Annotated in this window: 18 protein-coding genes; 12 read left to right on the plus strand and 6 right to left on the minus strand. The window is 71.3% G+C overall.

Annotated features, from left to right (window positions below):
• Positions 1 to 5: 5 nt before the first annotated feature.
• Positions 6 to 1019, minus strand: a complete 1014-nt coding sequence (locus IW249_RS28585; RefSeq protein WP_196923600.1) for an ABC transporter permease — start codon at positions 1017 to 1019, stop codon at positions 6 to 8.
• 523 nt (positions 1020 to 1542) lie between these two features.
• Here IW249_RS28585 and IW249_RS28590 point away from each other — a divergent pair.
• From IW249_RS28590 to IW249_RS28600, 3 genes are all read left to right on the plus strand, one after another.
• On the plus strand, positions 1543 to 2211 hold the full coding sequence (locus tag IW249_RS28590; protein ID WP_307788736.1) for a response regulator transcription factor: 669 nt from the start codon (positions 1543 to 1545) through the stop codon (positions 2209 to 2211).
• A gap of 3 nt (positions 2212 to 2214) precedes the next feature.
• Positions 2215 to 3405, plus strand: coding sequence for a sensor histidine kinase (locus tag IW249_RS28595; RefSeq protein WP_196923602.1), 1191 nt, complete (start codon positions 2215 to 2217; stop codon positions 3403 to 3405).
• A gap of 78 nt (positions 3406 to 3483) precedes the next feature.
• A complete protein-coding gene (locus IW249_RS28600) occupies positions 3484 to 3987 on the plus strand; it encodes a DUF2231 domain-containing protein (protein WP_196923603.1) in 504 nt (167 codons plus the stop codon).
• Between the two features lie 199 nt (positions 3988 to 4186).
• Here IW249_RS28600 and IW249_RS28605 read toward each other — a convergent pair whose 3' ends face one another.
• Positions 4187 to 6256 carry a phosphocholine-specific phospholipase C gene (locus IW249_RS28605; protein ID WP_196923604.1) on the minus strand — a complete coding sequence of 690 codons (2070 nt, stop codon included), beginning with the start codon at positions 6254 to 6256 and terminating at the stop codon, positions 4187 to 4189.
• A gap of 134 nt (positions 6257 to 6390) precedes the next feature.
• Positions 6391 to 7317, minus strand: coding sequence for an AraC family transcriptional regulator (locus tag IW249_RS28610; protein ID WP_196923605.1), 927 nt, complete (start codon positions 7315 to 7317; stop codon positions 6391 to 6393).
• A 102-nt stretch (positions 7318 to 7419) separates the two neighbouring features.
• Here IW249_RS28610 and IW249_RS28615 point away from each other — a divergent pair, with 102 nt between their 5' ends.
• The 9 genes from IW249_RS28615 to IW249_RS28655 all read left to right on the plus strand — a co-directional run bounded on the left by IW249_RS28615 (position 7420) and on the right by IW249_RS28655 (position 18310).
• Positions 7420 to 8250, plus strand: coding sequence for an NAD(P)H-binding protein (locus tag IW249_RS28615; RefSeq protein ID WP_196923606.1), 831 nt, complete (start codon positions 7420 to 7422; stop codon positions 8248 to 8250).
• Positions 8251 to 8342: 92 nt separating this feature from the next.
• The gene (locus IW249_RS28620; RefSeq protein WP_196923607.1) at positions 8343 to 9386 is read left to right on the plus strand and encodes an SEC-C domain-containing protein; all 1044 of its coding nucleotides are present in this window, start codon (positions 8343 to 8345) and stop codon (positions 9384 to 9386) included.
• A gap of 89 nt (positions 9387 to 9475) precedes the next feature.
• The gene (locus tag IW249_RS28625; protein ID WP_196923608.1) at positions 9476 to 10222 is read left to right on the plus strand and encodes a metallophosphoesterase; all 747 of its coding nucleotides are present in this window, start codon (positions 9476 to 9478) and stop codon (positions 10220 to 10222) included.
• 2 nt (positions 10223 to 10224) lie between these two features.
• Positions 10225 to 10860: a LysE family translocator gene (locus IW249_RS28630; RefSeq protein ID WP_196923609.1), complete on the plus strand. Its 636-nt coding sequence runs from the start codon at positions 10225 to 10227 to the stop codon at positions 10858 to 10860.
• Positions 10861 to 10953: 93 nt separating this feature from the next.
• Positions 10954 to 12120 carry an ROK family transcriptional regulator gene (locus tag IW249_RS28635; RefSeq protein ID WP_196923610.1) on the plus strand — a complete coding sequence of 389 codons (1167 nt, stop codon included), beginning with the start codon at positions 10954 to 10956 and terminating at the stop codon, positions 12118 to 12120.
• Between the two features lie 66 nt (positions 12121 to 12186).
• A complete protein-coding gene (locus IW249_RS28640; RefSeq protein WP_196923611.1) occupies positions 12187 to 14007 on the plus strand; it encodes an alpha-galactosidase D in 1821 nt (606 codons plus the stop codon).
• Positions 14008 to 14087: 80 nt separating this feature from the next.
• Positions 14088 to 16496 (plus strand): glycosyl hydrolase family 95 catalytic domain-containing protein, encoded by a 2409-nt coding sequence (locus IW249_RS28645; protein ID WP_196923612.1) that lies wholly within the window; start codon positions 14088 to 14090, stop codon positions 16494 to 16496.
• A complete protein-coding gene (locus IW249_RS28650; protein WP_196923613.1) occupies positions 16496 to 17761 on the plus strand; it encodes an SGNH/GDSL hydrolase family protein in 1266 nt (421 codons plus the stop codon). The genes IW249_RS28645 and IW249_RS28650 overlap by 1 nt, the downstream gene beginning before the upstream one ends.
• A 54-nt stretch (positions 17762 to 17815) precedes the next feature.
• Positions 17816 to 18310 carry a DUF2231 domain-containing protein gene (locus IW249_RS28655; RefSeq protein WP_196923614.1) on the plus strand — a complete coding sequence of 165 codons (495 nt, stop codon included), beginning with the start codon at positions 17816 to 17818 and terminating at the stop codon, positions 18308 to 18310.
• A 10-nt stretch (positions 18311 to 18320) separates the two neighbouring features.
• On the opposite strand, the gene IW249_RS28660 is transcribed toward IW249_RS28655, so the two are convergent.
• From IW249_RS28660 to IW249_RS28670, 3 genes are all read right to left on the minus strand, one after another.
• Positions 18321 to 18764, minus strand: a complete 444-nt coding sequence (locus IW249_RS28660) for a DUF1801 domain-containing protein (RefSeq protein WP_112698170.1) — start codon at positions 18762 to 18764, stop codon at positions 18321 to 18323.
• 44 nt (positions 18765 to 18808) lie between these two features.
• The gene (locus IW249_RS28665; RefSeq protein ID WP_196923615.1) at positions 18809 to 19456 is read right to left on the minus strand and encodes a DUF998 domain-containing protein; all 648 of its coding nucleotides are present in this window, start codon (positions 19454 to 19456) and stop codon (positions 18809 to 18811) included.
• A 129-nt stretch (positions 19457 to 19585) separates the two neighbouring features.
• Complete coding sequence (locus IW249_RS28670; RefSeq protein ID WP_196923616.1) at positions 19586 to 22927, minus strand: S8 family peptidase; 3342 nt, start codon at positions 22925 to 22927, stop codon at positions 19586 to 19588.
• Positions 22928 to 22968: the final 41 nt, after the last annotated feature.

Consider the following 22968-nt stretch of genomic DNA (forward strand, 5'->3'; position numbering starts at 1 on the left):
CGTCCTCATCGACGGGTCCGGGGATCGAAGGCATCGCGTACGGCGTCGCCGAGCAGGCTCAGGGCGAGCACCAGGATCGTGATGCCGAGTACGGGCAGCCACAGGTAGAGCGGGTCGGCCCGGTAGTACGTGGTGGCGGCGGAGATCGTCAGACCCCAGGACGGTGTGGGCTCGATCAGCCCCGCCCCGAGCACGGTCAGTCCGGCCTCCGCCACGACGTAGCCGGGCAGGGCCAGCGACACGGAGACGACGATCGGCGCCACCAGGTTGGGCAGCAGCTCCTTGAAGAGCACCTGCCTGGTCGGGATGCCGAGCACTTTGGCCGCCGCGACGAACTCACGCTCCCGCAGCGAGAGCACCTGCCCTCGGACCAGGCGGGCGAGGCTGGCCCAGCCGAAGAACGACAGCACGCAGATCAGCGAGATGAAGCGGATCTGGGCGACGTCCTCGGCCCCGGCTCCGTCGGCGCCGCCGAAGATCGCGACCAGGACGGCGGAGCTCGCGATCGCGAAGAGCAGGTACGGCAGGCTGAGCACCAGGTCGATCAGCCAGGAGAGCACCCGGTCGACCCAGCCGCCGGAGAAGCCGGCGACCAGACCCACGACCACACCGATGATCGTGGTGATCGTGGTGACCGCGACAGCGACGATGAGCGACGGGCGTGCGCCGTACACCCAGCGGGCGAAGAGGTCGCGGCCCAGGCGGGGCTCCACCCCGAACCAGTGCTCGCCGGTCGGGCCGATCATTGGGAAGCCGAACTCGTCGATCAGGTCCTGGTGCAGGTCGGTGGCGTTCTGCCCCTCCAACCCGGCGAGCAGCGGCGCCAAGATCGCGATCAGGACGTAGGCCACGCAGATCGCGGCGCAGATCATCGCGATCCGGTCGCGGCGTAGCCGGGCCAGGGCGATCCGGGTCGGCGACTTGCTGACCGTCCGGACCGGGGCGGCGGGCGACGACGCGCTCTGCACCCGTCCGTCGCCCGGCTCTCCGGCGCGGAGCACCTGGGGCTCCGTGACCATCGGCTCCACGCGGGACGACCTCCTCATCGTGCTGACACATGACACCGCCACCCGGACGGTTGTCCGGATGGCGGCTCCCGAGCCAGAACGTTAGCCAAGCAAATGATTTCGTTGTGGGTCGGTTGTGTTACAGGCTCATGTCCTAAACGACGGTTCATTCGGCCATTCGGCCCGCCGAACACCCACCCCCGTCAACGATTGCGGCCGAACAGGTGCACCATTACGCAGAGTCACCGCGAGCCTCGCCGCCGTCAACGCCGGTGGGAAGCGATCGATGTAACAGCAGTTCAATGCATCGATGCCGTGTCCCTCCCGAGCGCGACCCCGGCACGAGCAACACCGTCCATCACTCGCTGCAACGGTTCTCGATGGAATAGTGATGTCGCGAATCGCTCATCAAATCCACCGCAGAGCAGATCACAGAATCGCGGTAGAGCCATTTACTCTATGTTGGCTGTCCATGCTTAATAGCCAGGTCAGCGGATGGGGTGATCCCCCGATTCCGGGAGGCGATACTGGGCCGGTGGAAAGCACCCGGCCCCGCCTGCTGCTGGTCGAGGACGACCGCGCGCTGACCGCGCTGCTCGCCGACCTGCTCGCCGAGGAGGGGTACGACGTCGACCTGGCCCGCGACGGGCAGAGCGGCCTGCACCACGCACTGGCCCGCGACTACCAGCTCATGGTCATCGACCGAGGGCTGCCGGTGCTGGATGGCCTGCAACTGGTCACCCGATTGCGGCAGCGCGGGGTGACCTGTCCCGTACTGCTCCTCACCGCTCGGGGCTCCCTCGACGACCGGGTGGAAGGGCTCGACGCGGGCGCGGAGGACTACCTCGTCAAACCCTTCGAGGTCCCCGAGCTCCTGGCGAGGCTCCGGGCGCTGCGTCGCCGACACCAGGACGCGGCGAGCCGCCTACCGCTGGGGCCACGACGCTGGTTGGACGTGGGTAACCGGCGGGTGCTCGACGACGGCGAGGAGATTCCGTTGTCCGCCCGCGAGTTCGCTGTCCTACGCGCCCTCGCCGGTCGGCCGACGAAGGTCTTCACCCGGGCGGAGTTGCTGAGCACCACTTTCGACCACGCCGACGCCCCGGGCAGCGTCGACGCCTGCGTCCATCACCTGCGCCGGAAGCTGGGCCGGGGCGCCATTCGTACGGTGCACGGTCTCGGCTACCGAATCGGTACGGGCTGACGGGTGGACGAGGCCCAGCTGAACCACGCCCGACGGCGCAGTGTGGCGCAGACCGCCGCAGCGATCGGCGTCATCCTGTTGCTGGTCGGCGCGTTGATGTTCGTGCTCTCCAGCCGTCAGGAGTCCCGTGCGCTGGATGCGGAGCTGGGTCAGGTGCTCACCATGGCCGAGGACGTGGACGACCCGCCGCCCGGTCAGGTCCTGGCCCGCAGAGCAACCGGAACCGACGCGGTCGAGGTGACCGGGAGCGCATCACCGACGTTGGTCGGCGTCCTGGAGGACGCGCTACGGCGGCAGCCGACGCGGTACGACACCGACGCGGGGGACGATCATCCGGTCCGGGTGCAGGTCGAGCACCGGGCGGACGGCAGCCGCTGGGCGGTCGCCGCCGACCTCGCGCCGCTGCGCCAGCGTCAGGAACAACTCGGCATCGCGCTGTTGGTGGCCGAACTGGCCGGCCTGGCCGGGGCGCTGGCAGCCGCGGCGCTGCTCGCCCGGCGGGCCGTCGCGCCCCTGGCCACCGCACTGGCCCTGCAACGTCGCTTCGTCGCCGACGCGTCGCACGAGCTGCGCACACCGCTCACCGTGCTGCACACCCGCGCGCAGCTGCTCGTGCGCCGAGCCCGGACCCGGCCGGCGGAACAGCTCACCGATCAGCTCGAACAGTTGGTGGCCGACACGCGGGCGCTCGGCGAGGTCGTCGAGGATCTGCTGGTAGCCGCCGCCGCCGAGCACCAGCCGCCACCGGACACGGTGGTTGACCTGGCGGAGGTGGCCAGTGAGGTGGTGGCGAGCATGTCGGTGTACGCGCGGGAGCGCGACATCGAGCTGCGCGTTGAGGCTACCGGTGCGGCCTTGGTCCGGGGTGCTCGCGCCGCGCTGCGCCGGGCCTTGACGGCCCTGGTGGACAACGCCGTCGGGCACGTGGCCGTTGGTGGGCACGTCACCGTGATCGTGCGACACCGCGACGGCCGGGTTGCCGCCGACGTCACCGACGACGGGGTGGGCCTCGATCCGGCCGAGGCGCACCGCCTCCTCGGCCGTTTCGCACACGGCACGGACGGGACGGGCCGACGTTTCGGGTTGGGCCTGGCGCTGGTGCAGCAGGTCGCGCGGGCCCACGGGGGATCGCTCGAGGTCGGTGGGGCTCCGGGTCACGGTGCCACATTCACGCTGCTGCTACCCGCGTGCTGAACCTGGTCGCGCAAGAATTTCACAAGAATCGCGACATATGGTGACTGGTAGTGATATCCCGAGCGCCGAGGAGATCTCATGCCCGACACCGTCAACGGACTTCCTCTGCACCCACTCGTGGTGCACGCCGTGGTGGTCCTGCTGCCGCTGGCCGCGATCGGCGTCGCCGCGTTGGCCATCCGGCCATCCTGGCGGGGTCGCTACGGGTGGCTCGTCGTACTGATCACCGCGCTGGCCACGGTCGCGGTGCCGGTCGCCTCCTCCACCGGTGAGGGCCTGGAGCATCGGGTCGGGGACCCCGGCGTGCACGCCCAGCTCGGGGACACGCTGATCTGGTTCGCGCTACCACTGCTGGTCGCCTCGATCGCGCTGGTCTGGCTGCACCGTCGGGCCGCCCGACCGGCCGGGGAGAAGTCGGCGACACGCCGTACCTCTGCTCCGGTCGCGGTCGTGATCGCGGTGCTGGCCGTGGTCGTGGCGGCCGCGAACCTGGTCCAGGTCTACCGGGTGGGTGACTCCGGGGCGAAGGCGGTCTGGGGCAACGCGCCGGCCGCATCCGCCGGGCGGGGCGAGGACGACTGAACCACGGGACGCCCCCGCCAGCGCCGCACGGGCCACGGCGAGGCCGGCAGCACGGCACGGACGATGCGCATCGTGACGTCCCTGCGAGCGGACACCGCGTCGAGCGTGATGACTCTGGGGCATATCGATGCCTCAGAGTCATCACGCTCACCGGCCACCCGACGCCGGTCAGAGCGGCCCGGGCGACACGCGCGTCAGATCAGACGAGCCCGCCGAGGGCCGGGTCGCTGATGCTGTCCTTGCCGTTCTCGACATGACCCGCGCAGCGGTACGCGAAGTCGGCGTCACCCGCGACGGAAACCGTCAGGTCGTACCAGCCGTGGGTGCGGGCGAGCGCCCACGTGGCGCGCTCGGTCTCGCCGGGGCGCAGCGACAGCGTGACCGGACGGGCGTTGTACCCGTCGCGGACGGTCACCTCGACCCGCTTCGATCCGCGGTTCTTGAGCGTGAGGGCGAGCTTGTAGTCGCGCTCGTCGTAGGTTGCGGTGACGTCGAGGTGGGACCGGCCGTCGGTGAACCGGCGGAAGAACCCGTTCGGCCCGTGCACCGACAGGTCGTACCCGGAGGTGACCGGCCAGGTGTCGGTCAGGTGTTTGCCCGGCTCGACGGTGTAGCTGCGCGGGGCGTCCGCACTGCCGGCCTGGCGGACCTGGAAGACCGCGGCGACCCCGCCGGAGTTGCGGAAGTCGATCCGGAACGAGTCGTCGCCGCGGTGCCCGTCGGCGTGCAGGGTGTACGGGATCGGCCGCGCCGGGCGTACTCCGTGCTCCTGCTTCGGCAGCCGCTGGTCCGTCGGCGGGACCGGCACCTCGTCGGGGTGCCGGACCAACTCCTCGGGCTTGAAGTCGTCGGTGTCGGGCAGCCTGACCTCGCGCGAGCGGTTCGGGTGCCGGAAGTCGAACGCCGTGGTCAGGTCGCCGACGACGGCCCGTCGCCACGGGGTGATGTTCTGCTCGATCAGGTCGGGCCGGCCGTGCCCGAACCGCGCCTCCAGGAACTTGATCAGTGAGGTGTGGTCGAAGACCTGCGAGTTCACGTACCCGCCGCGCGTCCACGGCGAGACGATGACCATCGGCACCCGGATGCCGAGGCCGTACGGCCCGGCCGGGTGGTCGGCGTCGCCGGGGAAGATCTCGTTGGTGGTCGGCACTGTCGACTGGCCGTGCTCGCGGGTCTGCGGGGGCGTCGGCGGGACCACGTGGTCGAAGAAGCCGCCCTCCTCGTCGTAGGTGATGAAGAGCGCCATCTTGCTCCACACCTCGGGGTTCGACGCGAGGATGTCGATGACCTGGGAGATGTACCAGGAGCCGTACGCCGGCTCCCAGTTCGGGTGCTCGGTGTACGCCTCGGGCGCGGTGATCCAGGAGACCTCCGGCAGACGTCCCGCCTCGACGTCGGCGCGGAAGTCGGCCAGCAGCGCCTCCGGGTCGCGGCCCTGGGTCCTGACCTCCGTGCCGGTCTTGGCCTTGTCGGCCAGCGGCGTTCCGGGCTGCGCGTTCTGGTACTGGTGGAAGTAGAGCAGCGAGTTGTCGCCGTAGTTGCCGATGTACGGGTCGTTGGTCCAGCCCCAGGACCCGGCGGCGTTGAGGCCGGTGCCGATGTCCTGGTAGATCTTCCAGGAGATGCCGTTGCGCTCCAGCCGCTCCGGGTAGGTGGACCAGTCGTAGCCGGCCTCGGCGTTGGTGATGACCGGGCCGCCGCCCTTGCCGTCGTTGCCGACCCAGCCGCTGAACATGTGGTAGCGGTTCGGGTCGGTCGGGCCCATCAGCGAGCAGTGGTAGCTGTCGCAGACGGTGAAGGCGTCGGCGAGCGCGTAGTGGTACGGCAGGTCCTGGCGGGTGTGGTAGGTCATCGCCGTGACGCCCTTGTTCGGCACCCACTTGTCGAACCGGCCGTCGTTCCAGGCGGCGTGCCCGTCGTTCCAGCCGTGCGGCGGGTCCGGCAGGAAGGTCTGGCCCAGATCCTTCACCTCGGGGCGGAAGGGCAGCAGCTCGTCGGTCCCGTTGGGCTGGTGCCACACGTCCTTGCCCGACGGCAGTGTCGCCGGATGGGGGTCACCGAAGCCGCGTACGCCGCGCATGGTGCCGAAGTAGTGGTCGAAGGAGCGGTTCTCCTGCATGAGGATGATGACGTGCTCGACGTCCTTGATCGAGCCGGTCCGGTTGTTCGCCGGGATGGCGAGCGCCTTGCTGAGGTCCAACGGGAGCGCCGCGCCGATCGCGGGAACTCCCATCGCCTTGAGGAACGTACGGCGATCCACGGTGCCCATAACTCCGCCTTTGTGCGACCTGGTCGGGAAACTGGCGACCGGACGCTACCGACGACGGGTTGACGGCAGATGACAGTAGTTCGTTGGTTTTGCGACCACTCGTCGACCGGCTCTGGGCCTTGAAGAGCAGCCGCTCAGGCCGCCGTGGCGTCGACGCGGGCGAGCCGTCGATGCCCGCTGGGGCTCATGCCGTGCACGCGTTTGAAGGCCGCGCTGAAGCCGAACGCGTCGGCGTACCCGAGGTGACGCGCCACGGCGGCCACCGTCGCGGTCGATTCGGCCAGCAGGTCGGCGGCCACTGTCATGCGCCAGTCGGTCAGGTAGGTGAGCGGCGGCTCGCCCACCAGCGCGGTGAACCGTTTGGCCAGTGTGGACCGGGAGACCCCGGCCTGCGCGGCCAGGCTGGCCAGGGTCCACGGCCGGCCGGGCGCGTCGTGCATGGCGCGCAACACCGGCCCGACCGTGTCGTCGCTCAGCGCGCGGTACCAACCGGGGGTCTCGGCCTCCGGCTGGTCGAACCAGTCCCGCACCGTGCACACCAACAACCAGTCGAGCAGGCGGTCCAGCACGACCTGCCGTCCGGGCCGCCCCGCGTCGAGTTGGGCGTCCAGGTAGTCGCGCAGCGCCGCGCAGTCCTGGTCTTCCGGCACGACGAGCACCGGCGGCAACGCACCCAGCAGCCGCTGCGGCACCCGACCCCGCACGTGGTACACCCCGACCAGCAGCACGAGGCGCTCGGTGTGGTCGGCGCCGACCGGGTCGACCACCCCGGTCTGGCCGCGCCGGACGTCGCGGAGGTCCCCGGGTTCGAAGCTCGACCGGGGCTCGGCGGAGAAGACGAACGGCGCCGGCCCACGCACGGTGGCCGCCTCGCCGACCCGGACCAGGCGGGGCTTGTCGCTATCCGGGTGGGAGATCCAGCCCTCGCCTCGCATCGGGACGCAGAGCGTCAGCGGGGCGCCGTCGGTGAACCGCAGCGCCCACGGCGGCGTCAGCACCGACCGGCCGAAGGCCGCACCGTCGGCGTGCAGGCCGCGCAGCAGATTGTCGAATGGATCCATGCACCGACCATAGATCGCGGAGGATGGACCGCGGACGATCGGACATGCCCGGCGTACGACAGGACATGTCCCGCCCGCGACCGGGCGAGTTGACTCGTGGTCATGACGACTGACGCACCCTCGACACTTGTGATGGCCGGCACCGGCAAGACCGGTCGCCGGCTGGTCCAGACACTGCGGGCGGCGGGTCGGCACGCCCGGGCCGCCTCTCGCTCCGGTGAGGTGCGGTTCGACTGGTCGCGGCGGGACACGTGGCAGCCTGCCCTGGCGGGCGCCTCGGCGGTCTATCTGCTCGCCCCGGAGGACCCCGCACTGGCCACCGACTTCGTGACGCTGGCGGTCGACTCGGGTGTCGGCCGGATCGTGGCGCTGTCCGGGCGCGGGATCGACCGGGTCGGTGACTTCTCCCCCGGCATGGTCGCGGCCGAGGAGGCGGTGCGGAAGTCCGGCATCGAGTGGACGATCATCCGGCCGAACAACTTCAGTCAGAACTTCAGCGAGGACCTGCTTCGCCAACCGCTGCTCGACGGTCGCCTGGCCCTGCCGATGGGCGCCACCCCGGAGCCGTTCGTCGACGCCCAGGACGTCGCCGACGTGGCCGCGACGCTGTTGACGTCGCCCGGTCACCACGAACAGGTGTACGACCTGTCCGGTCCTCGTGCGCTCACCTTCGCTGCTGCGGTGGCGACGATCGCCCGGGTGACCGGCCGTTCGATCCGCTACGTGGAGCTCACCCCGGAGCAGTACCACGCCGAACTGCTCGCCGAGGGTTATCCGGCGGAGGCGGCCACGGCGCTGAACGCCCTGTTCGCCGGGATGCGGGCGGGCCATCTCGCCGAGCCGACCGACGGGGTACGTCGGGTTCTGGGACGGGACCCGCTCGACTTCGACAGCTACGCCGCCCGGGCCGCGGCGGCCGGCGCCTGGTCGTAGTCCGCCCGCCGGGCGGCAGGAGAGGCGGTGTGAGAGCGGCGTAACAGGTGATCTGCCCGCACAGCGCGAGTACCCCGACGTACCGTGAGATCGTGCCGACGAGAGAGATACTCACCAAGGCTGACCTCGCCGAACTTCGCCGTTCGGCGCTCGGGACGGCCAACCCGCTCGGTGTCGCCGCCGATGTCGCGGAGGCCGCCGAACAGGGGCGGCTGGAGGACCCGGACGACGCCGGCGACGCGTTCACGCTGGCCGCCGAGATCGCGGAGATCCGGGCCAGGCCCGAGGCCGCGCTGCGGTACGCGGAGCAGGCCGTGGTGGCGTACCCGTCCGGCGATGACCCCCGGGCCGGGTTCGCCCGCGCGCTGCGGGCCCGCGCGCTGTTCCAGGCCGGCGGCCGCGACGACGAGGCGATGGCGGAGTTGACCGCGTTGCGCCCGTTGCTGCTCGTGCAGCCCGACGCCCCCGCCTACGTCAGTGCCGCGCTGGACGCCGCTGGGCGTTCGGCGACCGCCGAGACGTGGCTGAGCGAGGCGGTCGACACAGTGCTCAACGAACGCGCGACCGCCGCGTCCGGGCCGGCCAGCACCGCGATCGACCCGGTGGTCGATCTCGGTCCGCCGGACGCGCCAGGTGTGGCCTTCTTCCTGTTGCAACAGCGGCATCGGGTACGCCGGAATCTGAACCTGCCGCACGACCGGCAGGACGACCTGGCGGACCGGTTGGAGACCCAGCTCGTGCGTCGGGCGGGTGAGCGTCGGGACACCGAGTCGGATCTGCTCTTCTGGCCGCGGTCCGAGTTCGATCGCCTGCTCGCCGAGCACCCTGCCCTCGCGGAGGTGTACGGGCCGGACTGGGACGCGCACCGGGGGCGGTTGGAGACGGAGTTGGTTCGGCTGCGGGATGCCGGTCAGGCCGGGTTGGGCGTGTTCGGGGCGACGGTGGCCGGGTTGACCGCGTTCGCCGGTCGACGTGGCGGCGATCCGGCTGACGCGGCGGTGCGGGCCGGCTACGCGGCCGAGGTGTCGGCGCGGCCCAGCGCACGGATCGCCTGGCCGCCGGAGCGTAACGACGCCTGCTGGTGCGGTTCGGGCCTCAAGTACAAGAAGGACTGCCTGCCCCGCTCCCGGAGCTGACCGCGAGGGCTGTCGCGCTGCGGCGGCCTACCTGGTCGGGAGTAGCGTCCCTAACGGCTTTGACGTTGATAGCCGTTAGGAGAGACCTCGTGCTGGTCATCGCGCACCTCAGTGACACCCACCTCGACAGCCACCCCCGGTCGGCCGAGCGGACCGCCCGGGTCATGGACTACCTGCACGGCCTGCCACGACCTGTCGACGCGATCCTGATCACCGGGGACATCGCCGACCACGGCGAGGTGGCCGAGTACGAAACCGCCGCGAGGCTGTTCGACTCCCCGCTTCCGGTGATGGTCTGCCCGGGCAACCACGACGTGCGCCCCGCGTACCGCAAGGGTCTGCTCGGTGACGACGGCGGCGGCACCGGCCCGATCAACGCCCGCCACGACGTGGCCGGGGCGGTCTTCCTCCTCGCCGACTCTTCAGTGCCCGGCGCGGACGACGGTCACCTGGACGAGGAGACGATGGCGTGGCTCGCCGACGAGCTGGGTTCGGTGCCGGCCGAGACGCCGACGTTCATCGCCCTGCATCACCCGCCGGTGGTGCTGCACCACCCGGTCATCGACCCGATGCGGCTGCTGCCGGCCGACCCCCTGGCCGAACTCGTCGCCGCCCACCCGCAGGTCGTCGCCGTGCTGACCGGGCATTTCCACACCGCCGCCGCGAGCACCTTCGCGGGCCGTCCCCTGCGGATCGCCCCAGGTGTGGTCTCCACTCTGCGGATGCCCTGGGAGGGCGAGGGCCCGTTGACCACCCAGACCCAACCGCCCGGCGTCGCGTTCCACGTGTACGACGACGCCGGACTGCTCACCACCCACTACCGGGTGGTGGTCTGAGCATGCGCGGGGTCGCGGTGCTCGGCTTCCTGCTCGCCGTCGCGCCGATCACGGCCACGCCGGGCGCGAGCCTGACCCTGGTCGTCTCGCGGGTCGCCAGCGGCGGGCGGCGGCAGGGCTGGTGGGTGATCCTGGGTACGGTGACCGGGCTGTACGTGCACGCCACGCTGGCCGCTGTCGGGCTGGCCGCGCTGGTGCTCCGCTCGTCGCAGGCGTTCTGGGTGGTCAAGCTGGTCGGGGCTGGTTATCTGGTCGGGCTCGGGCTCTGGATGCTCTGGTCGGCGTCGCGCCGTCGCACGGGGGCGGGACGGCGACCGACGGTTCCCGCCCGGAGGCTGCCCTGGCGCGTGGACCACCCGTACCTGCAGGGGTTGCTCGGCAACGTGCTGAATCCCAAGGCCGCCGCCATCTATCTCACGTTGGCACCGCAGTTCCTCGAACCGGGCCGACCGGTGCTGATGCCCATGATGCTTCTCGCCACGGCACACGCCGCGCTCGCCACCGGTTGGCTCGCCGGCTGGACCGTCGTCTCCGGCGCCGCCGCCCGGTTGCTGCGCACCGCATCGGTGCGACGAATGCTCGATCGGTTGACCGGCGTGCTCCTGGTCGGCCTCGGCGTCCGTGCGGCGGCGACCTGAGTTTGCCGTGGCCGGCGTGGCGCCGACTCTAGGACGGTCCACTGAGGCAAATCAATACTTGAAGAAGTTAAATATTCGCCGTAGGTTTCGTCCATGTTTCCTGGGATCGACACCGGTACGTTCGCCGGGCCACCGGCAGCGACGGCGGTCTTCACGACGGTGCTGACCGAGGGGCCGGTGAGTCGGGTCGCGCTCGCCCGCCGGCTCGGGCTCTCCTCCGCCGCCGTCACCAAGGCCGCCCGGCCGCTCATCGACCTGGGTTACCTGCACGAACTGGCCGCCACCGAGCGCTCCGGACCGGGCGCCGGACGCCCCGCCAGCCCCCTCGCGGTGCGCGCCGAACGCGAGTTCTTCCTCGGGGTGAAGATCACCGCCGACGAGGTGATCGGCGTGGTCTGCGACCTGCGCGCACAGGTCCATGCCAGCGCCCGCCGGTCGTTTGACGACCCCGACGTCGACGCCGTCCTCGCCGAGGTGGGCCGGCTCGCCGACGACCTGTTCGACACGTTCCCCGGCGACCGCACCCGGGTCCACCGGCTCGGCCTGGCCCTCTCCGGCGACATCGACCGCGGCATCGGCCTGGTGCGCTACTCGCCGTTCCTGCACTGGCGGGACGTGCCACTGGGTCGACTGGCCGCCCAGCACACCGGTCTCACCGTCACAGTGGAGAACGACGTCAAGGCGCTCACCGCCGCCGAGCACTGGTTCGGCGAGGGGGTGGGGGCGGAGTCGTTCGCCCTGGTCACCGTGGGCACCGGCATCGGCTGCGGGCTCGTCGTCAACGGCCGCCTGGTCTCCGGCTCGTACGGTGTGGCCGGCGAGATCGGCCACCTCACCGTGGACGCCACCGGCCCGGACTGCCACTGCGGTGGCCGCGGCTGCGTCGAGTCGATCGCCGGCACCGACGCGATCGTGGCCCAGGCCCGCGACCGCACCGGCCGCCCCGACCTCACCATCGACGAGGCGGTGGCCCTGGCGCGCGGCGGCCACGAGCAGGTGCGGGCCGTCTTCACCAGGGCCGGCGGCGCGATCGGTTGCGCCATCGCGGCCGTCGCGAACCTGGTCGGTCCCACCCGCATCGTCGTGTCCGGCGAAGGGCTGGCCGCGTACGACCTGTTCGACAGCCACATCCGCACCAGCTTCGAACGGCAGGCCTTCGGCGCCGCCGCTCGGTGCCCCCTCTCGATCCGCCCGTTGCCCTTCGAGGAGTGGGCCCGCGGCGCGGCGGCCGTGAGCATCCAGTCGCTCGTCGTCCCCTGACCCGGCGTCACCCCGGCCACCGGCCGTCCATAGCGCTCGACCCACCCTGCCACCAGGAGGTTGACCATGCCGTCACCGACAACCCCGCGCAGACAGCACCGCACCCGGGCGCCGCTCGTCGCGGCGGCGCTGGGCGTACTCCTCGCCGCAGGCGCCGCCCCCGCCCACGCCGCCCCGACGGCCCCGCAGGCCGCGCCGGCGCAGGCCGCCGCGGAGATCGCGCAGCGCCCCTTCATGGGGTGGACCAGTTGGACCATGCAGTCCTCCAAGTACCCGGGCCTGAACCCCGACGGCGACTACAGCTACCTCACCGAGGCCAACGTCCTCAAGCAGACCGACGCCCTCGCCACCAAGCTGAAGCCGTACGGCTACCAGTACGTCAACATCGACGCCGGCTGGTGGCGCAACAACGACTGGGTGCCGCGCTTTGATCAGTACGCCCGGCAGACCCCCGACCCGGTGCGGTTCCCCCGCGGGATGCAGGCCGTCGCCGACCACATCCACGGCAAGGGGCTGAAGGCCGGCATCTACCTGCCCGTCGGGCTGGAGAAGGAGGCGTACGCAGGCGGCGCCGCGCCGATCTGGAACGCCCCCGGCTGCACCACCGCGGACATCGTCTACCCGGACCTGCGCACCACCAACGGCTGGGACAGCGCGTACAAGCTGAACTTCGACAACCCCTGCGCGCAGAAGTACATCGACTCGCAGGCGCAACTCTTCGCCGACTGGGGTTACGACTTCCTGAAGCTCGACGGGGTCGGGCCGGGCTCGTTCAAGTCCGGTGACAACTACGACAACGTGGCCGACGTGGCCGCCTGGCAGCGGGCCATCGCCACCGCCGGCCGGCCGATCCACCTCGAACTGTCCTGGTCGCTCGACATCAACCACGCCGCCGACTGGAAGCGGTACTCCAACGGGTGGCGCATCGACACCGACGTCGAGTGCTACTGCAACACGCTGGTCAGCTGGGAGAACTCGGTCGACGACCGGTTCGACGACGCGCCGGCCTGGAGCCGCAAGGCCGGCCCCGGCGGGTGGAACGACCTCGACTCGCTCAACGTGGGCAACGGCGAGATGGACGGCCTCACCAAAGCCGAGCGTCAGTCGTACGCGACGCTGTGGGCGATCTCGAAGTCGCCGCTGTACACCGGGGACGACATCACCCGCCTGGACGACTACGGGTTGTCGTTGCTGACCAACCGCGAGGTCATCGCCATCGACCAGAACGGCGGAGCGCCGGCCCGGCCGGTCACCCCCGCCGGTGACCAGCAGGTCTGGGGCGCGAAGAACCCGGACGGCAGCTACACGGTGGCGCTGTTCAACCTCGCCGACGCGCCCGCGTCGGTCACCGCGCACTGGGCGTCGTTCGGGTTCACCGGCAACGCCTCGGTCCGGGACGTGTGGAACCGCCGCGACCTCGGACCGCAGAAGAACGCCATCACCGCGGCGCTGCCCGCGCACGGCTCGCGGCTGTTCACCGTACGGCCGGGCACCGCTCTGACCTCGACCAGCTACGAGGCCGAGGCTCCCGGCAACACCCTGACCGGCACCGCCTCCGTCGGCGGCTGCGACGCCTGCTCCGGCGGTCAGAAGGTCGGCAACCTCTACGTCGGCGGCACTGTGCGGTTCAACGACGTCACAGTGCGCAAGGACGGCATCTACACCGTCGCCGTCTCCTACGTCAGCGGTGACGCGCGGTCCGTCCAGGTCTCCTCCAACAGCGGCAACGGCAGCTACCTGAAGTTCCCCTCCACTGGTGACTGGGGCACCGTCGAGACGGTCACCGTCCGACTGGCACTGAAGGCGGGCACCAACACCATCACCTTCGACAGCGGCACCTGGTACTCCCCCGACATCGACCGGATCGCCGTACCGCAGACCCTCTGACGTGCCCGGCGCGGCCCGGCGCGACAGCCGGGCCGCGCCGGCGCGCGCATCCGCCGAACACCCAGGTTGGAGAACCCGACATGGAGATCCGCAGCACGCGCGACAACCACCCCAGCCGCCGCGGCTTCCTCACGCTGGCCGCCGCCGCCGGCGCGGCCACCACCCTCGGTGGCCTACCCGCCTTCGCCGCGACCCCCGCACCCCGACGTCCCACCACGTCGCCGATGCTCGCCCCAGAGGTTGCCGCGAAGAACCAGCTCTGGTGGCGGGCACCCGGCTCCGCCACCTCGATGATCGAGCAGGGCCTGCCGGTGGGCAACGGCCGACTCGGCGCGCTCGCGAGCAACGACCCGTCCCGGGAGTTCCTGACGATCACCGACGCGACGCTCTGGACCGGTGGCCGCAACGACACCCTCGACAGCGACGGCCAGTTCCCCTACGGGCGCGAGGACTTCGGCTCGCTCACCATGCTGGCCACGCTCACCGTCGACATCCCCGGGCACGACCTCGGGGCGGTCGACGCCTACCGTCGCACCCTCGACCTCGCGCAGGGCCTGCTCAGCACCGCGTACGACATCGGCGGGGTGGGCTACCGGCGGGAGATCTTCGCCAGCCGCCCGGACGACGTCATCGTCCTGCACTTCACCTCGCAGGGCGGCGGAACGTACACCGGCACCGTCTCCCTGGCCGGCACCCACGGCGAGTCCACCACCGCCGACCCTGCCGGCCGGTACGCGTCGTTCGGGGCCTCCTTCGCCAACGGGCTGCGCTACGGTGCCGCCGTCACCGCGTACAGCGGCACCGGAACGGTGGCGGTGACCGGTGCGTCCATCTCCTTCACCGACTGCCGGGACCTCACCGTCATCGTCAGCGGCGGCACCAACTATGCGCCGACCGCCGCTACCGGGTTCCGCGACGAATCGGCGCAGCCGGAGCAACTGGCCCGGGACAAGGTCCTGGCCGCGGCGCGTGCGTCGGTCCGTGAGTTGCTGCACACCCATGTCGCCGACGTCCGCCCGACGTTCGAGCGGTTCGCCATCGACCTCGGCGCGTCGTCCGCCGGCCAGCGCGAACTGGACACCTGGGGGCGGGTGCAGGCGCGCTGGCGCGACAACGTTCCCGACCCGGAGTTGGAGGCCGCGTACCTCCAGTTCGGGCGGTACCTGCTGATCTCCGGGTCGCGCGGCAGCCTGCCGATCGGTTTGCAGGGCCCGTGGCTGGACGGCAACGACCCGGACTGGATGGGCGACTACCACAGCGACGTCAACATCCAGATGACCTACTGGCCGGCCGACCGGGCCGGCCTCACCGACACCTTCGACGCGTACGCGGACTACTGCGTGTCGCAGTTGCCGGTCTGGACCGAGGTCACCCAGCGGCTCTTCAACACCCCGACCAACCGGTTCCGCAACACCAGCGGCCGGGTCGCCGGGTGGGCCGTCGCCTTCTCCACCAACCCGTACGGCGGGAGCGGGTGGTGGTGGCACCCGAGCGGCAACGCGTGGCTCTGCCAGAACCTGTTCGAGCACTACGAGTACACCCAGGACCGCGGCTACCTGGCGAAGATCTACCCGGTCGTCAAGGGTGCCGTGGAGTTCTGGGAGACCCGACTGGTCACCGCGACCGTCACCGACGCGTCCGGCGCCGCGCGCGAGGTGCTGCTCGCCGACCGGGACTGGTCGGCCGAGCACGGGCCGCAGGACACCCGGGGCAACACCTACTCCCAGGAGCTGGTGTGGAACCTCTTCCAGAACTACCACACCGCCGCCCGGGTGCTCGGCCGCGACGCCGACCACGCCCGGAGCATCGACGCGCTCCGCAAGCGCCTCTACCTGCCCGAGGTCAGCCCCACCTCCGGCTGGTTGCAGGAGTGGATGTCACCGGACAACCTCGGTGAGACCACCCACCGGCACCTCTCCCCCCTGATCGGTCTCTTCCCCGGTGACCGGATCCGCCCGGACGGCTCCACGCCCGCCGAGATCGTCGCCGGTGCCACCGCCCTGCTCACCGCGCGCGGCATGAACAGCTTCGGCTGGGCCAACGCGTGGCGCAGCCTGTGCTGGGCGCGGCTGAAGGACGCGGAGAAGGCGTACCAGCTCATCGTCAACAACCTGCGGCCGTCGACCAACGGCAGCAACGGCAGCGCCATGAACCTCTTCGACATCTACGAGACGAACCCCGGCCGGGGCATCTTCCAGATCGACGCGAACCTCGGCACCCCCGCCGCGATCGTCGAGATGCTGCTCTACTCCCGGCCCGGTCACGTCGAGTTGCTGCCGGCGCTGCCCGCCGCCTGGGCGTCCGCCGGTTCGGTGGCCGGTGTCGGCGTACGCGGAGGTTTCACCGCCGACCTCAGCTGGTGCGACGGGCGGGTCACCCAGGCGCGCCTGACCAGCGTGGGTGGCCGCAGCACGACAGTGCTGGCCAACGGCCGGTCCCGCCAGGTCACTCTGCGCCCCGGTGAGTCGGTCACCCTGAGGAACCTCTGATGCGGGCCGGGCTCGCCCGACGCGGGGCGGCCGCCGCCGTGGCCGCGCTGCTCTGCGTACCACTGGTCGGGTCGGCGGCGCAGGCGCGGACGCGGCACGACCCGGCGGCCGGTGCCGGCCGACACTTCGCTGTCACCTGGGCCGCCAGTGCCGACCGGCAGGGCGCCGGGCCCGCCGAACGTAGCTACCGGCTGGTGGTGCGCACCAGCGTCGGCGGGGACGCGTTGCGGATCCGCCTCACCAACGCCTTCGGCGACCACCCGGTGACCTTCGCCAGCGCGTACGCCGGGTTGCAGCGGCAGGGCGCCGAGCTGGTCGCAGGCAGCAACCGGCGGCTGACGTTCGGCGGGCAGCCGTCGGTCACCGTCGCTGCCGGCGAGACGATCCTCAGCGACCCACTGCCCGGCAGGCTGGCCGCCCAGAGCAATCTCGTGGTGAGCCTCCACGTCACCGGCGCGCAGGGCCCGACGAGCGGGCACGGCATGGCCCTGCAGACGTCGTACGCGACCGCCGGTGACCACGCCGCCGAGGAGGCGGCGACCAACTGGACCGACTCGATGACCTCCTGGTACTGGTTGGACGCCGTCAGCGTGCGGACGTCCACAGCGACCGGCTCGGTGGTGGCCCTCGGCGACTCCATCACCGACGGGTGGGCCTCCAGCACGGATGCGAACCGCCGCTGGCCCGACTACCTCTCCCGGCGGCTCCAGGCCGCGCCGGACAGCCCGGTCAGGGGCGTGGCCAACGCCGGCATCTCCGGCAACAAGGTGCTCGCCGACGGCGCCGGTGAGGCCGCGCTGCGCCGCTTCGATCGTGACGTGCTCTCCCAGCCCGGTGTCGACACGGTGTTCGTGTACGAGGGCATCAACGACATCAAGGCCCACACCGGCGTGACAGTGGACGACCTGACCACTGGTTATCGGCAGTTGGCCGACCGGGCGCACGCGACGGGCAGGTGCGTCGTGGGCGCCACCGTCATGGCGTACAAGGGCTGGCCGGAGTACGACGCCGCCGGTGAGGCAGTGCGCCAGGGCGTCAACGACTGGATCCGGCACAGCGGCGTGTTCGACGCCGTGGTCGACTTCGACCGGATAACCCGCAGCCCGTACGACAGGCAGGCGTTGCTGCCGTTCTTCGACAGCGGGGATCACATCCATCCGAACGACAAGGGCATGCAGGCGATGGCGGACGCCGTCGACCTGGCCGCGTTGCGTTGCGACAGGTCAGCGGTCGGCGGGGATGACACGCCCGCGTGGTACCGATAGCGTCCCCCCTGTGGACGATCAACGTCCAGGCCGATGTCACCGGAGGAGACGCCGATGTTCGAGGAGTTCATGGGCATCCCGGCCCACCCTCTGCTGCTGCACGCCGCTGTCGCGTTCGTGCCGCTGCTGGCCCTCCTGACTGTCGGTTACGCGTTCGTCCCGCTGATCCGGCCGCACACCCGGTGGGTGCTGGGGCTGCTCGCCGTGGGCGCGCCCGTCGCGGCCCTGCTGACGAAGCTCTCCGGTGACGCCTTCCTCGAGCGGATGCGCGCCGCCAACCGGGTCACGCCCGAGTTCCTGCCGAAGCTGGAGGCGCACCAGGAGTTCGGCGACATCACGCTCTACGCCAGCATCGGGTTGGGGGTGGTGGCCCTGGCGCTGGTCCGGCTCGTCCCGCCGAGGGCCGCCGACGCCAGCGCGGACGGGCGGCCCGGTCGGCCGCTGACCCTGGGGTTGCAGGTGTTGTCGCTGGTGGCCGCCGCCGTCACCGTGTATTACGTGGTCCGCACCGGCGACTCCGGGGCGAAGGCGGTCTGGGAAGGCCAGTGACGTCGAGGGCTCATCGGCGGCTGGCCCGGTCGACGCCCCTGTGCACCCGGACGGTGCGCTCAATCAGCTGCCGCAGCACACTCTCGTCGACGTCGTCGAGCCGCTTCAGGTAGAGGCATCCCTTTCCGGCGCGATGCGGGCCGAGCCGGGCGAGGAGCGCGCCGTACCGCTCCTCGAGACCGCCGCCGGTGAGGTAGACGACGAGGTGCTGTTTGCGTGGCGAGAACCCCACCAGGGGCGCGTCGCCGCTACGCCCGCTCTCGTAGGTGTAGTGGTAGCTGCCGAAGCCGACGATGCTCGGGCCCCACATCACCGCCGGCTCCCCGGTCAACTCGCCCATGATCGCGCGGAGCCGCCCCGCGTCGGCCCGCCTACGTTCGTCGGGGTTGCTGGCCAGGAAGTCGTCGACGCTGATCGCGGTCGGAACGGCTACTGGCTGCTTCGCTGTGGCCATGACGTGATGCTGTCACGTGCGTACGACCAGAATCACCTCAGCGGTCAGGCCACTTCGTCGCGTGCTCGCCAGGAGAGCGCCACGAGCCACCCCGAGATGAGCACCGCTCCGACGGCGAAGCGGATGCTCGCACTCCCCTCGCTCCACGGCAGGGCGGTGAGCACGAACGCGACGGCACCGCTGGTGGCGCTGTAGAGCGCCCAGGTCCGGTCCCCCTGGGCGGCGAACCGTCGAGCGAGCAGCAGGCCGGCCGCGATCAGCGACAGGAACGCCGCCGCGCCGCACACCGTGTGCAGGATGCTGCCGGTGCTGGCCTGCTCGGGCAGTCCCGCCGGGGCGCCGGGTGGCCAGCCGAGCGCCGGGTCGGGCACGAAGATCCCGCCGCCGACCATCGCCACCCCGTACACGCCGACAAGCACCGGCACCACAGTGCCGGCCCGGCCCGGTCGCAGCGCCTGCCACAGGCCCACCGCGAAGGCGACGGCCAGCACGCCGGTGCCCGCGAACGCGATGACCTGCAACCAGCCGAGGTCGCCGAGGGTGAGTGAGCTGACCGCGTGCCGGCGCAGGTCGAAGCCGGATCGGGTGAACGCCTGCCCGAACGACAGGACGGGGAAGAGCAGGCCGGCGACAGTGCCACAGCCCAGTATGAAACGGGTTCGGCGCAGCGGTGTCTCGGTGACGGTCGTCATGGGCGTGCCTCTCGTTGCCGGCGTCACGGTTCACCGTCACGACGAACGAGGTGGGGCCGGATCGACACCGCGGCAAAGAGAACTGTGGTGCGGCCCGACCGGAGCCGGGCCGCACCACCGCGTCGACGGTCAGCCGGCGTGGTACGCCCGGATGATCGTCTGGTCGATTCCGCTACCGCCGTTGGCGGTGGCCTTCACCCGCAACGACACGGGCTGCCCGGCGGCGGCCTTCGGCAGGGCGACCCGGTAGTTGTCGCCGCTGCCGGTGACCCGGGCCGACGTCCAGGTGGCACCGTCGTCCGTCGAGGTCCAGACCTGGAACGAGGTCACCTTCTGCGTCTTCACACCGTGCGCCTGCCGGACGGCCAGCTCGGCCGTTCCGTCGACCGGGTGGTTGTTGTGGTCCATCGGCAGGGCGTAGTCGACAGCGAGCAGCGGCAACGGCACGCTCCCGGTCCCGTCGGGGCCGGCGGACCGGAACGTCCACGAGGTGTTGACAGTGGTGGAGATTGGCAGGATCAGGCTCGTGTCGACGTCGAGGGTCACCCGGTAGTCGGCCATCGACTGCGGGACGGTGAAGTCGCCGTACGGGCCTGACCGCTCGTCGACCAGCTTGCCGTCGCGGTAGACCGACAGCTTGCGCTTCACGCCGATCGTCTCGCCCTGGAGGCAGTCGGCCCGCTGGTGCTGGTCGGTCAGCGACACCAGGTCGAGGTGCAGGTTGCCCCGGGTCCGCGACGGCGCGGTGGCGCAGCTCCAGTCGGCACCGGCCGGGTCGTCGTACCAGCCGGAGTGCAGGGGCTGACGCGCCCAGATCTTGGTCTGCCGGCTGCCCGGCTGGTAGCTGCGGGGTGCCTCGTCCGCGGCCAGCCCGCCGTAGACGCCCTGGTCGGCCCAGAGGATGTCGGGCGAGAGGTAGTCGGTCCGGTACGGCGGCAGGTTCCCCTCGTGGGTCTGGGTCACCCCCACCCCGTCGCGGGTCATGCCGGTACGAACCAGCTGGGTGAACATCTCCGGCGAATCCGTCTGGTGGAACCGCTCGTCGATCCGGGCCAGCTTGGCCTGCTCCGCCTTGCTCACCCGGAAGGCGGGGTCGGCCGGTACGCCGCCCGCGTACTCGTGCACAAGGTTGTAGCGGTACGGGTTGGCGGTGCCGGCCGGCGAGTCCAGGTTGACGGCCCCCCAGGTGCGCCGGGAGCCGACGGTGGGCTTGGGCAGCGCTGTGGTGCGGACCGTCGTCGTGGCCCCGTACCCGCTGATCTGGTGCCACCAGGACAGGCCGTTCGGCGCGGTCTGGACGTTCGTGAAGTCGGTCCGGGTGGGCGTGGTGGGCACCCCGTCGACAGTCGCCGTCACCGGCTTGGCCCGCGCCGGGTCGAGCGTCACGCTTCGGGGACCGCGCACGTCCAGGTCGGCCTCGGCGGCGAGGGTCGTCTCCAGCACGTCACTGTCGACGTAGTAGGCGACGGAGGAGCCGAGGATCGCGTACCGGCCGGCCGGCACCCGCAGCGTGAAGGTGTCTCCGGGCGTACCGCCCGCGCCGTCGTGGTAGATCAGCGGGTCGGTGAGGTTGGTGACCATCAGGTTGATCCAGCTCTCCGCGCCGTCCTTCAGGCCCGGCAGCGGCTTCGTCTGGATCGTCAGGTCGTAGCTGGGCTGCTCGACGGAGAAGCTCACCGGGGTCGTCGCGACCAGCTTGCGGCCGGAACGGGCGGTGACGGTGGCCAGGTAGAAGCCCGGCCGGGCGGCCAGCGCGGCACGGTTGACCCGGAGGGTCGCCGCCGCGGTGGCGCCGCGCTTGAGCGTCAGCCGGCTCGTCGAGAGCGACGCCGCGCCGCGCGGCACCGGCTGGCCGTCGTGGTTGACGATCGACACGTCGAGGTCGAGAACAGCCGTCGACTCACCGGTCCAGCTCAGCGTCGTCTCACTCGTCCCCGACTGGGGGTAGGCGAAGGTGCCGAGGTTGACCACCGGCTGGTTGCTGGTCGGGCCGCCGAGGGCCCGAGCCGCGTTGAGCCGGCCGGCCCCGACGGCGTACGGGTCGATGCCGGTGAGCGGGTCGGCGGCACCGACGAGGGCGGCCTTGAGCCGCTCACCGGTCCAGTCCGGGTGGCGCTGGGCGAGCAGCGCGGCGGCGCCCGCCACGTGCGGGCTCGCCATCGAGGTGCCGCTGATCGCCTCGTAGTACCTGTCGATCGGGTCCTGGAGGTTGGTGCCGGCGGCCCGGGCGGCGACGATGTCGACGCCGGGGGCGACCAGTTCCGGCTTGGCCACGTTGCTGGTGACCAGCGGCCCACGGCTGGAGAAGTCGGCGAGCTTGTCGTTGCGGTCGACCGCGCCGACGGTCAGCGCGCTGGCGGCCGAGCCCGGCGAGGAGATGGCGGCGCCGCTGTTGCCGGCGGCGATGACGAAGAGCGCGCCGGTGGACCTGCTCAGACCGTCGACGGCGAGCGACAGCGGGTCGTTGCCGTCGTCCGGGTCGCTGCCGCCGAGGCTCATGTTGATGACGTCGGCCCGGGTGGCGGCCCACTCCATGGCGGCGATGATGCCGGAGTCGTCGCCGTAGCCGTGGTCGTCGAGGACCTTGCCGATCACCAGTTTGGCGTCCGGGGCCACGCCGCGACGCTGGCCGTGGGCGGCCGCGCCGGTGCCGGCGATGGTCGACGCGACGTGCGTACCGTGGCCGTTGTGGTCGACGGCGTCGCCGCCCTCGGCGGTGAAGTCGGCCCGTTCGGCGACCCGGCCGACCAGGTCCGGGTGGGTGAAGTCCGCGCCGGTGTCGAGCACCGCGACCCGGACGCCCTTGCCGGTGTAGCCGGCCTTCCAGGCATCCGGCGCGGCGATCTGGCCCAGGTTGCGGTCCAGGCCGGCGGGTCGCCCACCGTCCGTCAGGGCGGTGGCCCGGACCTTGCGGTCGAGCCAGACCTTCTTCGCCCCGGCGAGCAGCGAGTTGGTCGCGAGCTTCGCGGTCGCCGGGCTCTTCTTGGGTACGCGGCCGGCGACCGCACCGATGCTGGGCAGCGGCAGTACGTCACCGAGCGCGGCCACCCGTGCCGACGCGGTGGCGGGCTGCACGATGAGCGGCAACTCGGCGGAGTTGTCGTCGTCGTAGCCGTCGGCGATCAGCGTGGTGACGTCGAACAGGTCGGGGTCGAGCACCGAGCCGAGCTGGGACGCGACGCGGGCGGGGACGACGTGCAGGTGACCGTCGGGGCCGCAGCTCTGGTGGATCACCGCGTTCTCGTCCGCCGGCCGCACCGTTGCCTGCGGGCAGCCCGATCCGGTGTCCCGTACGGTCACCACGTCCCCGGTCAGCAGGGTGACGGTATGGGTCTTCCCGTCGGCCGAGGCTGCGGGTGCGCCGGTCTGACCGATGTCGCTGGGACCGGCCGTGGCCGCGCCGCCCGGTAGGGCGGTCAGCGTCGTGGCCGTGACGGCGACGGCCAACAGCCACCGCGTTTCTCTGAGCATGTCGCTCCTCGTCTAATGTGGACGAACCCGCCTCTTTGGGC

The organism is Micromonospora vinacea, from assembly GCF_015751785.1.
Classification (GTDB): domain Bacteria; phylum Actinomycetota; class Actinomycetes; order Mycobacteriales; family Micromonosporaceae; genus Micromonospora; species Micromonospora vinacea.